The organism is Klebsiella sp. CN_Kp075 (assembly GCF_040065055.2).
Lineage (GTDB): Bacteria > Pseudomonadota > Gammaproteobacteria > Enterobacterales > Enterobacteriaceae > Klebsiella > Klebsiella aerogenes.
Genome location: NZ_CM198050.1, coordinates 3174780 through 3191290, shown reverse-complemented (window position 1 = coordinate 3191290; position 16511 = coordinate 3174780). Strand labels below are relative to the sequence as shown.

Sequence of the window (16511 nt, the reverse complement as noted above, 5' to 3'; positions counted from 1 at the left end):
CGGCTAGGGAGGCGATAATGTGGATTGCACCGCGGGTGTTGTTGGCACTGCTTGTGACAGTGATGCGGATAAGGCAAGCAAAGCATGCTAAGTTTTTAAATTGCTTTGCGCAGATTACTATAAGGAATTAACGATTAACTATGCTTAACATTCCAGTGTTCCGCCCATGGCGCTCGATTTGGGACACTCAACTCAGCGATAAGATGACTAAGCTTGATGCTATTGCCGCGCGGAGGCAGCGAGGGCGCCAAAGACCTCCAGCACTTGAGGGTCTGAGTGATCACACCCTGGTTCTTGCTGCTCTTAATTTATCACGGGCGCGATTGGACTCCCCTGAGATATTGCACCAAAAAATCGAACCTTTGCTTTTGGCATGTGTCTGGCCACGCTGGTTGCTCCTGGAAGAGGCGTTAGACCAAGCCTCCACCACAGGTGACCTACATTTGGCTGCTCTAGTGCTTCGAACCCAGATAGAAGAACTCGATGCATTAAATGTCGTTGCGGAACTCTTTGAATTTGGCAAAAAGACTCCATTTGACAGTGAGGCTGTGGCGGATAAAATTCGTTTTCTCCAAAGTCGGGTCTTACCTAGGCTGGAATTAAAAAATAGGGAGGAGCTGACTAATCAGGCTTCAGATAAAGAGATAGCCGATAAACGTCATGAAAGTCTGAAGCTGGCTTTCAACCAACTTAGTGAATATGTCCATCCTAACTATGGTAGCCACATTTTATCTGTGAGGCCTCACTCTACTGAGGCCGCAACTATTGTAGCTGACGCTTTTATCGTGATTTATGAAGCGTTTTTTCAATTGCCATGGGTTGAAAATGACAATTGCGATCATATTGTTTTTTTACCTTTGAATCAGACATCCTCAAATGATCCTTTCCGTATCTTGGCGGATGTCACTTTACCCATCCTCAAAAAGACTTACTCTGTGGAAATGGGGCATAGAGAAGCAGATTGGAAGGACGCAGAGGGGACTTTTCACCATTTTGCTAACTGCGAGTCTAACTGGGAAAGCGCTTTTGGTACTCCGCCGACTTGGCCAACAGATATTGAGGCAATCAAGGCTTTGAGAGAGAGCCAGCTTTCACCAAGTCTTTGGCCTGACTCACTTAAGACAATTTCAGGGCAGAATCGATATTCGTTCTTAATTCAACAAGAACTTCGACTTGCTCAAGCTGCTAATTCTTTACCTATACCGAATGGGTCGTATGAGAGTAATGAGCAGCTCTCGATCCTAGTTCCGAGTTTGAGCTTCAGCATCGAGGTAATTGAGTACAAGATGTGGTCTATGGCTCGTCAAGCGGCGAGACTTGTTAACGCAGATAGCGTTCTCGGGGTGACGCTACTCGTGCGCTCAATGCTTGAGCATCATGCATTGGCATTCGAGTTAGGGGAAAAATTAACCAAAGCTAAAAATGAGGTGGAAAAGTCTGCCCCTAACTCCGGAAAAATTTCGGAATTATTGGCGAACGCTGAGAAACAATTGGCACGAGTTCTTGCGGGAAGCTCGAACTTGTCTGGTGCAACGTCCGAGTGGCGGCACTTGTGGCGAGAGTCTATCAAAAAGCCGTATAACATACTAACTCCACTAGGGACAATGAATTCAAAACAACCAGGGGTGCTCAGCTTGTACGGTTTCTTGTCCCATGTTGCGCACGGTACAATTGCTACCGGAGGTGATCTTTTGGGGGGCGGGGGAGAAGGGTGGAAGTCAGGTCATAAGATAATTCTGGCGCAATTGACACTTATGCTTTCAACGCTATGTGGGATTGAGGCGATGATGGATCGCCAAGTAGCCTCTATGCTGACCGGATCTTGGCTCGACTCGTTGCGAGAAAAATCAACTGACCTCGGAAAAAGTATCAAGGCGAAGCGAATACTTGAAGGTCAAAAATTGAAATTTGGAAGGGATATTTTTGGAGTTGGAACCAAAGATGATCCTTACCGCTTTCGCGAAGGATTGGACTATCATCCGTCATTTTATCACTACTTGTCACAAGAAGGTTTAAAGGTGGACAGTCGCAGTGTTGCCCTTTTTAAGGGAGCATTTGGAGATGAGGTCAAGCTCGATGATGGAAGTGTGCTGTACTTTATGAATTCCCAGTTGAACATCTGACTCTAAGATGAATATGTTCGTCTGAGTTGATTACCGTCCAAGGTGGCAAATTGGATCCGTTCTGGAATTATATTCTAAAGCGTTATGATTGCCGCCTTTTTCTCGCTAGTTTATTTCAGACCGGCTGAGGCTGAGGAGTCGAGTACTTTAGACCATCCCTCGCTTGTCGTTAGAAAAAGATAGCTTTGGGTGGTGAGTTTGTAAGTATCCCGGCAAACCGAACCATTCACTTTTAGAGATCTTCCGACATACTGATTATGTCCCCTGAGGAGATCGCTATGCGTAATATCCGATTCACCGAGCACCAGATAATCGCCGTCCTGAAGTCTGTCGAAGCCGGACGAACTGTCAAAGATGTCTGCCGTGAGGCCGCAATATCTGAAGCCAGTTACTACAACTGGAAGGCGAAATATGGCGGGATGGAAGCGGCTGATATTAAAAAAATCAAAGACCTTGAAGATGAGAACCGACGCCTCAAACAGATATTTGCTGACCTGAGTCTGGAAAATCGAGCGTTAAAAGACGTCATTGTCATCGAAAAAAAGCTTTAAAACCAGCGATAAAGCGTGAACTCGTCAGCTATCTGACGGCGTAATTTGCCATGAGTTTATCCGCTGAAAATGCGGATGGATAACGGGCCAGAACTGGTGTCGCTGGCACTGGCGCAGTGGGCGGAAGAACACGGGGTGATACTGGAGTTTATCAAACCGGGTAAGCCGACACAGAATGCCTTTATTGAACGGTTTAACCGGACGTACCGGACAGAAGTACTGGATTTTTATCTGTTCAGAACCCTGAATGAAGCACGGGAAATTACGGAGCGCTGGCTGGCTGAATATAACAGCGAGCGGCCTCATGAATCCCTGAATAACCTGACGCTGGAAGGGTACCGGCTGATGGCTGAAAACCCGGAGATCTCAAAAAGTGCGTGGAACTAAAACGGGTATGCTTACACCCATCAACAACAAAGAAATAAGAGAAACTGGTTTGCGATGTACAACTCAACAACAGGTTCCAGACCGTGGCGCTTGAGGGCATGCGACAAAAGTTGGTCGACGGCCTGAAGGTTATGCCTCTGACATTCTGGAGGCTTTAAATAAATACATTTTCCCCTTCATACAGGGCATATTCTTACCTCGTTCTGTTGTGGAGTAGATTCTATGGATAACTGGCTAAAACAGTGTGCGATGAAGAACCAGCTTTCCGTCGCATCCAGCATGTTTGTCTGCTTCGACGATGCTAATGTGATGGCTTCCTACTCGCTGGCTTCCAGCGCTGTTACAACAAATACTGCCCCCGTGCGCTTTTGTCGCAATATGTCTCATCCAACCCCCTTCTGATGCTGGGACGCCTGGAGGGGGATAAATCGCTACATAGGCAAGGTATGGGGCTGACACTGATACGTGATGCCGAGTTGCGGGTAATACAGGTGGCGGAAACCATCGGTATTCGCGGGACGCTGGTTGATGCGTTGTCTGACGAAGCGCGGGAATTTTATCTGCAGGTAGGGTTTGAGCCGTTGCCGATGGATCCGATGTTGCTGATGGGGGATTTGGTGAGAAGCGCTATCTGAAGAACGGCCATTTAGTAATACCTTAACAACAAAAACACCACTTCCCCCTCAAAAGCTAAGTATATTGATGTAAGATTCTTTACAGAGGGGTATAATCTTTCTCTATGATTTTATGGCAAATTAACAACCATTTACGGTTTGTTAGAAGAAGATATTTGGTATGGGCGTATGAGCAGTGTTTTTGAGAGAGAGAACGATAATATTCGGGTCCTTTCACTTTTCTCCGGTTGTGGTGGTATGGATTTTGGAATTACCTCAGCTGGTGGAGACATCGTCTTTGCCAACGATGTTGCAGAGAATGCCTGCAAAACATTAGGGAACTATTTCCCCGATAGTGATATCAGGCATAGTGATATCTCTCAAATTCTGTCTTTTCCGGATGTTGATATTGTTGTTGGAGGCTATCCCTGCCAGTCATTTTCAATGGCAGGTAACAGAAAACCTAACAATGACGACAGAACAAACCTTTATAAACACTTTCTACGGGTATTAGAGACTGTTCAGCCGAAGTATTTTGTTGCTGAAAATGTTTCTGGCTTGAAACATTTAGGGGCAGGTAGCTTTCTGGAACAACAGCTCACGGCATATAAAGCTGCCGGGTACCAAGTCAGCTATCATATGGTAAACGCGAGGGCTTACGGCGTGCCTCAGTCGCGCAAGCGTTTGTTTATTATTGGCGTCAGAAACGATCTGGGGCAATACTTTGAATTTCCTGCTGAAACACATGGCAAAGCGACAAAAAAGAATCCTCATTTAAAACCCTATGTTTCACATGGTGAGGCTATTAGGGATTTACCACTATGGCCTGAAGGTGAGTTTTACGAACGACCACATGATCCTGATGGGCATTTCTCATGGTATTTCATGTCCCGAAATCGTAAAGCTCTATGGGACAGCCCTGCTTACACCGTCGTAGCTAACTGGCGTCATGTTACATTACATCCTGCCAGCCCGGTGATGAAGTTAACATGGTCAAACCTAGAGGATGGCTGGAAGCAGCGCTGGGACTTTTCTGATGAATATGAGCATCTAGTTGTTGATACTTCTCGTCCCAAACTGGAACAGGCAAGGCGGTTATCATGGCGGGAATGTGCACGAATACAAACTTTTCCACACGGTTTTGAACCTGTAGGAGACGTCGAGTCAAAATTTACCCAAATTGGTAATGCTGTTCCTCCACTGCTGGCTGAGGTACTTTTTCGGCATTTATTTTCTGGTGCTGGTTTGAAAAAGATGACAGCGAACGGTAATTAGGCGGTGAGTATGGATGATTTTTTCCCGGTTACTTTAGAAGAATGGAATGCTGAACTAGTAAAGATCGTCTTTCTTGAGTCTTCGCATACGGGCTCGACTTTAAGCCGAATTGATACTACGGGACGCATTTTTGAGCAACTTGCAGGTCCACGTAGCAAAGAGGATGCTAAGCGAAGTTTCCTGATTTCGTTTGGAAAAAAAGCGTCTAAAATCCAGGATGCTCTCAGGGATGAGTCTCGATTAGACATTTTAGCGCAAATAAAAGGATACCCTACTTATTTTGCCGTTTTATATTTAACATTACTTGCTGCCAGTGCTGATGATGAAACACATGACGAAGGGGATTTTCGGGTTCGATTTTCTGTGCTGCTTGGCTTTGATAAAAATAAAAAATTTGTTTTTACTGAATTACCCAACTTATGGGAAAGGTTAGAAAGATGGAGTAGTAAAAGACAAAACTGTACCCGTTTAATCTTGCCAAGGCCATCAAAACATGAAAGATTGATTGGCTACTCCAAGAGAATTGCTTTTCCATGCTACAAAGATGAGGTCTTTTTACGGAATGTTCTCATCGATAATAAGTTAGATAACTATTCAACTTTTGAATCAGTTAATAAGGTAGTACATCAATATATATCTTGTTTTAGCGAAGTTTTTAACCAAGAGTTTATTGAGTTCAGAACATTACTTTCAAAGGCTGCCATGCAGCAGGCTTATGACTCTCCTTTTTGGGGGGCTGTTCGTGATATCACTGTACATACAGAGAGAGAACAACTCAAAGAGAATGGTAAGTATTGTATTCACATGGAGTTTAATGATTCAGATAATCCTGAGATTTATCTTCTTATGGATGACGCTGCTGCTACAGACTCAGAAATCCAGCGTTATTACTCCTTGCCTAATGAAATAGAGAGCTATAATAATATATATTACGAACGAGACATAGGCACCACATTAAATTTCTTGGATTTTTTATTAAAAAAACGGAAGGGTCATTTCTATAAATCACGAGTGGGAGTCGCACTGCGGTCTGGGTGTTTGCCGCTTTTTCGTGATGATTTTTGTCATATTAGTTCAGAGGGAGAATATTATGAAAATTCTCCAATCTATTTAATACTTCATCATACATATGCAGACAGTATTTTCACTGTCTTGAAGAAGGTTGGTGAAAGAGTACAACGTCGGGATATTAAATCTACCAAATGGTCAATAGTTTCTTCCGATAAAGTTGGCAGGCAAACGCTGGATAAGATAGCCCGTTTGTTACCAGAAGAAGCCCGTCGTTTTCTAATACAGGGATGGCAGCCTGCTCGACCTCGTATGTCAGGCGCAGCGCGATTTGGACAGGCTATACTGCTTAACCCTGCCAGTACACCGATAATTCATATGCCTGAAGTACTAAGAGGATGCTATGTCATCAGCAATAAAGACGGAGAAGAATTAATTCATGGCTCGCTATCTCAGGGAGCTGAAGGATTATTCATTCCACCAGAGGAGTTGATGGAAATATCTGGTCAGGCATTTTGTCGCTACGAACTTACGTTAGCGCATTCAGATATCCCAGTAAATTTTGATGTACACGTGTTAGATCACGCGCCTTACGCCACTTATTGTAAAATTACAGAGCCACATGATTGGCTTATTGATGGACCATCGGGAGTATTAATGGCGTTAGGGGATACGGCAGTGATCCGCCCACTAAAACGCGAAAAAATAACACCATTGAGTGGTGCTCAGATGTTATGGCAGTATGAAAATTGCCTTCCTGTAACATGCCAATATACCGAGTTACATAATATACCCGCAGCATTTGACTGGCTCGCTGAGGCGCTGGCATTGCGTTTTCAACGTCGTAGCACATTGTCTTTTGGTGAATTAAAACAACATATTGACCCCGTATCACAGGTAACGAGGATACCAGAGTGGCAATTGCGTCGCATGCTCTTTGCTGCTGGCTGGCTTTGTGTAGTACAACGACGTCATGCGCCATATTCGTTAGTCTCATTAGCTGAAAGAACTATTTCCGTTGATGTCACTGAGCAGGGAATTGTTGCCCGAATTCTGGGGATGTTTACAAGAAGTGAACGTAATCTTCTCCAAGAAGCACTGAATGACGGTGAGCGAATAGGGCGTCGGTTGGTTGAGGATAAAGGTTGTTCAATGGGTTGTATTGAATTGCATCTATCAGCCAGAGAGCGTATTCATGCTTTCATTGAACAGTTTGGGTTACGTTTGGTTAGTCACGACGATTTCCCCGTAAATGCTTTGAGCGGAGTATTGCTACCACTGTCTCAAATGCAGTTTATCCCGGCTTTACCCCCGGAACTCTATGTGTCGCTATGGCAAGCTGAAAAATACCAATGGTCAGAAGAACAGCGGCTTACTCAAACGGCTAATAATCTATTGATACGGTGTCAGGAAAAGCAGAGTTATCGTTATTTTATTCGGCAGAACACCGGATACTGGCAAACTGATAGCTTCTCCTGGGCATTAATGGCTCAGATGATATGTACAGGAGAAACGGTTGGCGTGCAAAAAGGCGATACTGACTGGTGCTGGTCAAAGAAAATCTTTGCGTTACCGCCCTCCGTTTTACAGTGGTGGATCCATGTTGCCCATGGATGCTTGTCGATAACAGATAATGGTGGCTACTTATTTGCAGGGGGGAAATTTCCACTCTGGGACAATGTAATGGTTTCCCCTTCGTGCCAACGCGCGTTGGAACGACGGAACAGAGCGCTAACAACATGCAAGCTGCGTAGAACCTTACAGTAATTTTACAGAATCAGGTGGTAAGGAGAACGTTTAACATGGCTAAAAAGCAAAGTATTATCAGCGACCGGCTGGGCCAAATGTACAGCTTCGGTACAGAATCTCATGAATTGATCAGATGCTTGCAAGAGTGCAAGCAAAGGCTCACCAGAAATGGCGCTAAAGCAGATAATTTACCGAAAGGACCAGAGAAAAGGTTACATTTTCTCCGTACGTTACCACCTAAGGCCAAACTTGTTGTGTCTGATTGGCTTCGTGAAAATTTAACGTTTTCTGAACAAAATGACCCAGAAAATGTTCTTAGAGATCTGTTAGAAGCAGAAAGTAATGCGGAAAATATTGAACTCTGCAAACCGTTATGGCGCACTATTCTGGGATTCTATATTTCTTCTGACTGCCCTGAAATTATAACGAAATTTCTGAATGGTGAAGAAATAGATTTACCCCAACATGGTGTTTCTGACTCTTCGACAATTAATTTCATGGATGAAGACATTGAACATTGTGCCTTAATTAGTCAGGGTAGAGAAATTCCTAAGCCAGAGCGCACTATACCGCTGTTTGTTGGGGGATTGGTTGATGCACTCAGGGGAACGCGAACAGCCGATAATCGATGGCGGACAAAGCTATCAGAACATTCTTTACCGATGGCGCGAAAATTGGGTGAGCTTATCGATCAGTTTGAAGCCAGTTACGACCTTAAAACAATAGATGGTACTAGTGTAATACAGGCTCCTCCCGTTGTTTCCAAAGAAATCGACAGTTCGATGGACGAAGTTATGTTCATTGGAAAAGTGTTAGCGTTAACCGCGACCGGCGCTTTTTTTGTTATGCCGATTAGTCTGTTAATTAATGGCAACCTACGAGACCTCCCGGAGGAACTGGTAAAAGATTTTTTTCCCCATGGAGGTGAAGCCATTGGTTTTGAAAGCTATTTCAGCAAAAAATTTACTCGGGGTGAAATAGCAATATGGAAAGCCCGATATCAGCCGTCTGATAAACCCGCGCAGTATGTTATTACTGACTACATGTCGCGCGTTTATCCTGTCGTTGCGCTGCCTCATGCCTCTGATGAGCCAGATGCTGTCAGAGAGTGGTTACTTACCCGCTACCAGCCGCAAAACGATACGGCGGTCATTTTTCACCTAAGTGATGGCGTATCCCTAAGAATACCGGGTGACTTGTCTGATCCTAAAAAATATGACTTTGATATGCCGCTAGAGAGTTATCGTCAGGTTTCTCAGACACTACTTGGTTCTCATGCCCTCAGGGTGATCACTGAACTCCCTCAGGTGAGTAAAAAATATGATTGCGCTGAAGCCAGCACGTGGATCAAACGCCTGCTTAAACGCACTGATTCAGCAAAAGATTTCCCTCAGTTCAGTAAAGGACAGCTACAAAATTTAACCCACTTTATTGCTGAACATGAGTCTGATAATCAGGCATCCTATCTTCGTGCTGTATCTCACCTGGAACAGATAGCAGATACAAGATCCTTTCTTAACGATACGACTCAACAGTTATTGGCTTTACCTGAGGTTGAAGCGCAAATTAATATTGAGAAACAAGAAATACTGACTCGTTACGAAGAAGAACAGTACCAGATTAAACAATCAATAAAGGTATTATCTGAAAAGAAAATACAGCTTGAAAATGAAATCGACGACCAGAAGAAAAAACTGAAAAAAGAGACCGATCGTATTAATAAAGCGCTACGTCAGCAAGAAAATGAACTTGAACAACGGATTAAAAAGACCTTCGAAGCTGCGTCTCAAGCGGGAATTGAAACGCTGGCCCAGACAGCGTTACTGCGTGCGATAATTAAAAATGAAACAGTACAGGAACAATCTGCCCAACGACAAATAGCACCAGAACCTGTAGCCGAATCAGTAAATTCTAATTTTCCATTAGCAGAGGCGAATGCCCTGACTCGCAAACATCAACTATCATCGGCTATCGAAAAACAGGCTCTGGCGACGGGACTAAGTGAATCTTTATTATCCAGCATGATTGCCGCTGCGAGTGTTACACCCGCAGTCGGATTGATGGGAAAACAGACGAAAGAGACTATCGCCTCACTAGCGAACCTCTTAGCCGGGAATGTTTGGGGAGAAGTATCGGTACATAGCGATCATTTTAGCTTCAGTGATTTAATGAACTCCCCCACATTGATCCGTTTATCCGGCGATACTAATACCATGACGCTAGGCGATTTTTTGACCCATCAACAAGAGGCAGGGCTGGTGAGCATCGTTGAATTGCGTGGTTTTAACCGCACTCCTCCAGAAACGCTGCTCCCTGAACTCCAAGAGTGCTTATTCAGAACTCGCCATCCTGCCGCATGCAGTTGGACGGATCGGCGGCAGGCTCTGCGACATTTGCCCATCCGACACCCGATTCTTTTTTTACTCACATTCACCACCGGGAAAAGCACGTTTCCATTACAGGCTCCTCTTGCTTACCAGTTACCCCTGTTTCTTGCAGAAAATATATGGTCGGATGAACGGCCATTTGAGCAAAATACTGACATCACGCCTTCTCGTATTACCCTTGAACTATGGCAGACAATCTATGTGGACAACCCCCAGCCAGAGTACCAAGCTTGTGCGCCAAGGGAAGTGCTAGAAGCAGCGCTACTCTCTTTACTTCCTGATGAACAAGCACAAGCTGTTGCCCGTCTGGCTTATAGCCTAGGCCGTAGTACGGCACAAGATATTGCGACCACGATTGACGCTCTTGCCCCGCAGTTAGGGCCATATGTTCAGGAAATGACTACCGGTGAATCTGCAAGCGTACTTGAGACCCTTTTCCAGTTATAAGCAAAGGATTAATAATGAATAACCCACTGGAAACATTTGAATCAATAAGAGATTTTTATATTTCATACCTTGAAACGGCCTTCCGTATTGGTTCATCAGACATACAGACTGAACGGCGAGCATTACTGGAACAGCAAGGGACATTATGTGCCGATCTATTTCTTGAGCCGATGTCCCGATATCAGAACTATGGCTTAACTATCAGTGCATTACGAAATGATGCTCATGGTCAGACATGGTTGCCAGGGTTTAATGCGCAACAAAGGGCGGCATTCATCGACCTCTGTTTAGGTGGACTTCTGCCCCGCAATAAAACGGATTCAACTAAGGGACGTTTTAATCTTTATACCCATCAACTGGACATGCTGAAAAGAGGGGTACAGCCAGGGAAACCGGGCATTGTCACCTCCGGGACCGGTTCCGGTAAAACCGAATCATTTTTATTGCCGGTTCTGGCACAGATCGCAAAAGAAGCTACCGGCTGGCCGCAAAGCTCGGCGTTGAAGCGCTGGCAACCGTGGTGGCATAAGGTAGCGGATAAACAGCCCAGCTTCATGCGCGAGCATGAAGCCGCTGCTCGTCCGAAAGCGGTACGGGCGCTGATCCTCTACCCGATGAATGCCTTGGTAGAAGATCAACTGGTACGTATGCGACGGGCGCTGGATTCCAGCGAAGCTCATGATGTCATGGATACGTATTTCGGCGGCAACCGGATCTTCTTTGGCCGTTATACCAGCGCAACTAAAGTAACTGGCTGGCTTAAACATCCCCGACTCAGTGAAGAAAAAAATGAGAAAAAGCGCGTGGCTAAAAAAATCACTGAGCTGCGTGAATATATGCAATTAACGGAAGAGACCCATCAGGAGGCGGTACGACAAGCGCAGCAGGACAAGGATAACGAATTATCGTTTAATTTCCCCCGAACCGCTGGCGGAGAGGTTCTCAGCCGCTGGGAAATGCAAAAGACACCGCCCGATATTCTGATCACCAACACCAGCATGCTCTCAACGATGCTGGTTCGCGAGGTGGACGATCCTATTTTTGAGCAAACCCGACAGTGGATTGAGCGCGATCCTGATGCCTATTTTTATCTTATTCTTGACGAGCTTCATCTACAGCGAGGAACCGCGGGTACTGAAGTCAGCTACTTGCTTAAACATTTGATCAACCGTTTGGGGCTGGATCAGGAAAAACACCGGCACAAATTGCGTATTCTGGCCTCCAGCGCCTCTTTACCCGTTGAAGGGGCTGAAGGTGACCAAAGCGTCGAATATTTATGGGGAATGTTCGGTCAGCGGGGATTACCCGCCGGTGCCTCTTCCAACGACTGGAGAGAATGTATTATTAAAGGTGCCACTCTTCCCCCGGGCAATATGTCTCTTTTCCAGGGGGATCTGGAGGCGTTTTATCACGCAGTGCTTCAGTTACAGCAAGCACCACTTACCTCATTACAACACTGGCAGAATGTCGCCCGCAGCATGGGAATGATAGTCAGTGAAGCCTCAACAGAACAACTAGCGCAACGGGTCGTTTTACAGGCGGGCAACCTGCTTGAAAGTGGCTGCTATACGGAAGATCATTCTCCGAGAGCTACGTCAATCAAAATGCTTAGTTCACGCCTTTTCAACGCCCAACCCCTTAGTGACAAAGCGCTCCAGGCATTAATCTGGTTACGTTCGACTGAGGGAGACTGGCCGCAATGGTTTTCACAAGCCTTTCCTGATGATATCGGTGCGCCACGTTTCCGCGCTCATGCTTTTTTGCGCGCTCTTGAGGGGTTATATGTCGCGCCATTGCCCGTCCCTAGCGCTGCATCTGCGCAAGACATTAATCACAGATATTTTGGCGATCTTACCGTGGAGTCCGGCTTACGTTACGGCAAAGATAAAAAATCGCGGCGTGTCGAATTACTCTATTGTGAATGTTGCGGTAATCTCTTTTGGGGGGGTAAACCTTCGGTCTTTTCCGGTTCAGAAAGTCGAATTGAACTTTTACCCAACGACCCTGATACGGAACAACTGCCCGAACACGCAAAATCAGTCATGGTAGAACGCCGATCTGCTGAAGAATACGCGCTATTTATGCCCGTTGTCGAACGTTTCTGGCCGAAAGGAAATGAGGAGCTAAACAGCGATAATGACAATACTTTTGGTACTTGGGTAAAAGCCAGCTACGATCCATTTACCGCCACTATTCAACACCCAGTATCGCTCTTAAAACCGCTACCGGAAAACCATATAGCGGGTTGGTTCTATTACGTTAAACCCGGTGAATTTGCCTCCTCGGAAAGAGGCCAGTCATCCAGCCAGTCACCGGGAACGGCGCTACCTTTTCAGTGTCCGGCGTGCGGTACGTCCTATAAATACGGCAAAGGTAAGCTCTCCCCAATCCGTAGCTTTCGCGTCGGTTTTTCAAAAACGACACAACTACTGGCCAGCTCGCTAATGGCGGAACTACAGCGATCGGGTAACCGTGAGCAACTGGTAACGTTTTCAGACAGTCGTCAAGATGCCGCAAGGGCGGCGCTCGATCTGGAATCGGGTCACCATGACGACGTCCGACGAGAAATTGTTGTCCATTCGCTACAGACTATTGCGGCTGATAAACCGTCCCATAACCAACTAAAAATACGCCAAGCAGAGATAGAGAACCGGAACAAAACACTAGTTAACCTCAGCGTAAGGTCGGATGAGGAAGAGGATGAATTGGATCAACTTGCTGATGAACGAAAGAAAATCAGAGGGTTATTATCAAAGCCTGAATCTGACAGCATACCTCTGCGTGAAATCCTCGAACCTGAATCACCGGATGCAGGTCAACCACTTGGCCCGCTGTTAAGGGCGCAGGTAGATGCAGGTATTCACCCTTCCGATCGTACTGGCATCGCGCCTGTTCCCGATCCAGAAAAACATGAAGAAGGCACGCTGACCTTTGCATGGCAACAACTCTTTGAAAAGAACACGCAGGGGGAGTGGTGCTGGAAGGCGCTTCCATCCTATGAAGACAACCTGCTTGTGGCACGACAGGAGATTTCACGCGATCTGAAACGGCTGGTAGGGGAAAGCGTATTCAGTAAAACCTACTTCGCGCTGGAAGAGTCCGGTTGGGGTTATCCCTGCCTTCCCATTACCGGAAACGACTCACGGGAACATCTCGCGATTTATGACGCAATGTTTCGTGTGTTGGCGGACGCATACCGGGTTACCCCTTCACAATATACAAAGCCAGAAACTCCATGGAGTTCAGCGCGCGATGTCAATCGTAGAAACCGCCTGTACCGTTTTACACAGGAGATATGCCAGTGTTCAGGAGGCGAGCCTTTATCTTTAATTGATAGTTTTCTCCGGCGACTAGAGCTGGCGGGTCATCAGGGCGGTATTATTGATATTGGTAAAATGCACTTTCGCCTGGCGGAACCTACAGATCGCGTCTGGCGCTGCTCCCGCTGTGGGCGTATACACATGCACACCGGCGCGGGAATCTGTACTCGCTGCTACTCTCCTTTACCAGAAACGCCGTGCAGTGAGGCAAAAACGCTCCAGATGCAACACTATCTCGGCAAACGTCTCTCACATTCTTCTGGTATTCACAGGATGCGCTCAGAGGAACTGACTGGAATGACCGAAAATCCGGCGGCAAGGCTACGCCGGTTTAAAGGTATTTTGATTGCCGACGACGATGATATTTTACCAGAAGGAATGAAAAATTTTGAGCCCGATCGAGATCTTGACCGGGCAGCTCGGGTGGTTGATGTGCTTTCCGTAACCACCACCATGGAAGTGGGCGTGGATATCGGTGATTTACGTGCGGTCTTTCAGGCCAACATGCCGCCACAGCGCTTTAATTATCAACAACGTGTCGGACGTGCCGGACGACGTGGACAAGCGTTTTCATTCGTATTAACCGCGTGTCGCAGTAAGAGTCACGATCTGTTTTACTTCCGCTATCCGGAAAAAATTACAGGCGACCTCCCTCCGCCACCGTTTCTGACTACAAAGCTGGAAATGATCTGCCAGAGACTGGTACGAAAAATCTGGCTGGTGTCGGCATTCAAATGGTTAAGACAGCAAACGGAAAAAGCCGATCACCCATGGCCGGTTGACGACTACGCACACGTCCCTGATAACCATGGTGAGTTTTTCCCGGTACACTGGCTGAAAGAAAACCAAACGGACTGGCTGCCAAAAATCCGGCAGGCCATCGAAGCAACCATCCTGGCGCGCGATGAATTTGCCCAGACTAGCACACAGCAAAACCCCCATTTGTTCCAGAAAATTATTCAGCCTTTGACGCCGGAACAGCTGATTCAGGATATCAACGCCGTACTGAACGACAGCGCGATGGAGGCGAAAGGATTGGCTGAAGCGTTGGCGGAACACGGTAAATTCCCAATGTATGGCATGCCGACCCGATCACGCCTTTTGCTGACAAGGCCTGTAAGCACAGGTGGAAAAGAAATCGAATTCGCCAGCATGGATCGCGATCTGGATATTGCGATACAGGAATTTGCCCCCGGAAAAATTCTGGTTCAGGATAAACGACGCTACTTTACAGCAGGTTATAGTGGACTGCTTAAACAGAGCAGAAAAAATCCACGATCATTTTATTCAAATGCCTGCGAACCGGGTGAACTCAGAACAATGACCGCCTGTCCGGTGTGCAACATTTGGGCTCCAGCAAACTCTCTGGCTACCGAATGTACTATCTGCGGTGCCGTTATGGATAAGGCAGAGCGCTATCAATGCTATGTTCCTTATGGATTTATCACTACGCTGGAACCAAAATCGGCCAAAGAGGATTTTGATCAGATCTTGACCACGGCCAGTCGTGTATCAATTGCAGAAGCCTACGCTTTTTCTGCAACGCCCGAGCCTGACGTTAATGTGGCGATACAGCTTCAGCCACAGACATGTTTGCACCGCCTGAATCGGGGAATTTATACCAATAAAACATGGCGTGGTTTCAGCGCAACACAGGGGAGCCTATCGGTCCCTTTCAGAAAGCAGGGGACCTACCAGCCGCTTTGGGCGAACCGGGTTTGGATGGATAGTCAAATAATTGAGGCCGACTTGTTAGTTAAAAACCGCTTTACCGATCGGGGAGAAACGCGAAACACATTTTATCTTGCCGCGCCTAAAGTGACTGATCTACTTGCGCTGATGGTTGCCCAAATCCCGCCGGGTCTCCGGCTACAGTATTCCACTCTAACTCCGGCATTCAGAGCTGCTGCGCTCTCGGCGTCTTCTATCATTGTGAATTATGCATCAAAAGAGCTACTGGATATTGATCCTGAAGAAATCGAAATTCTGGAACCCCGTGTTCAAATGCTGAAAAACGGTAAGTCGGTACCGGTTCTGCAAATGGCCGATCGTCTGGTTAATGGTTCAGGGTTATGTGAACGGCTACAGCAGAAGGGTGCATCCGGTTCTCTCATTATCCTTGAGGTCATGAAGAATATTTTAAATAACAAAACGGCCTACCCGCTGGCTGAGTTCCTGCAACCCGATCATCGCGAACGCTGCTTTCAGGGGTGTTATCACTGCCTGCACCGGTACGGAAACCAGCCGTATCACGGATTGCTGGACTGGCGTCTGGGACTGGATGTTATTCAACTTCTGCTGGATCAAACCTATAACGCCGGGCTGAACGGTGATTTTACCTCTCCGGGCGTAGCTGACTGGTCAGAAAATGCCTTACGATTAGCCAAAGAGGCCGCTTCGCTATACAGCGACAGTGCCGCAGAAATGATGGGGAATATACCCGTGATTCGCACCGGGGCCGGGCGTTGGGCTGCCGTACTACATCCATTCTGGGATCCCGATGCTGCATTTGCTGCAAACCCGGAACTTGAGGCATTTTCATATGAGGTGGACGTAGACGCGACGAATACTTTTGCATTATCCCGCCGCATGGGGACTGAAATGGCAAAATTACGGACTCAGGCGTCCTCGGCTCAGGAGTGATAATGCA

General features: G+C 46.6%; 5 protein-coding genes and 3 pseudogenes. All 8 read left to right on the top strand.

The window, feature by feature from the left end; translation table 11 throughout:
* The first annotated feature begins 140 nt into the window (after positions 1–140).
* The 8 genes and pseudogenes from ABLV78_RS15265 (at position 141) to ABLV78_RS15230 (ending at position 16504) form a co-directional block, all read left to right on the top strand.
* Positions 141–2123 (top strand): hypothetical protein, encoded by a 1983-nt coding sequence (locus tag ABLV78_RS15265; RefSeq protein WP_047046800.1) that lies wholly within the window; start codon positions 141–143, stop codon positions 2121–2123.
* A 278-nt stretch (positions 2124–2401) separates the two neighbouring features.
* Positions 2402–3061 (top strand): annotated as a pseudogene (locus tag ABLV78_RS15260) (integrase core domain-containing protein).
* Between the two features lie 38 nt (positions 3062–3099).
* Positions 3100–3242 (top strand): annotated as a pseudogene (locus ABLV78_RS15255) (integrase); the annotation flags it as partial.
* Positions 3224–3696 (top strand): annotated as a pseudogene (locus ABLV78_RS15250) (GNAT family N-acetyltransferase). The pseudogenes ABLV78_RS15255 and ABLV78_RS15250, both read left to right, overlap by 19 nt.
* 168 nt (positions 3697–3864) lie before the next feature.
* Positions 3865–4950: a DNA cytosine methyltransferase gene (locus ABLV78_RS15245; protein ID WP_047046791.1), complete on the top strand. Its 1086-nt coding sequence runs from the start codon at positions 3865–3867 to the stop codon at positions 4948–4950.
* 9 nt (positions 4951–4959) lie between these two features.
* Positions 4960–7725: a hypothetical protein gene (locus tag ABLV78_RS15240; protein WP_047046789.1), complete on the top strand. Its 2766-nt coding sequence runs from the start codon at positions 4960–4962 to the stop codon at positions 7723–7725.
* A 35-nt stretch (positions 7726–7760) separates the two neighbouring features.
* On the top strand, positions 7761–10541 hold the full coding sequence (locus tag ABLV78_RS15235) for a kinetochore protein (protein ID WP_047046787.1): 2781 nt from the start codon (positions 7761–7763) through the stop codon (positions 10539–10541).
* 14 nt (positions 10542–10555) lie between these two features.
* Positions 10556–16504, top strand: coding sequence for a DEAD/DEAH box helicase (locus tag ABLV78_RS15230; RefSeq protein WP_047046776.1), 5949 nt, complete (start codon positions 10556–10558; stop codon positions 16502–16504).
* Positions 16505–16511: the final 7 nt, after the last annotated feature.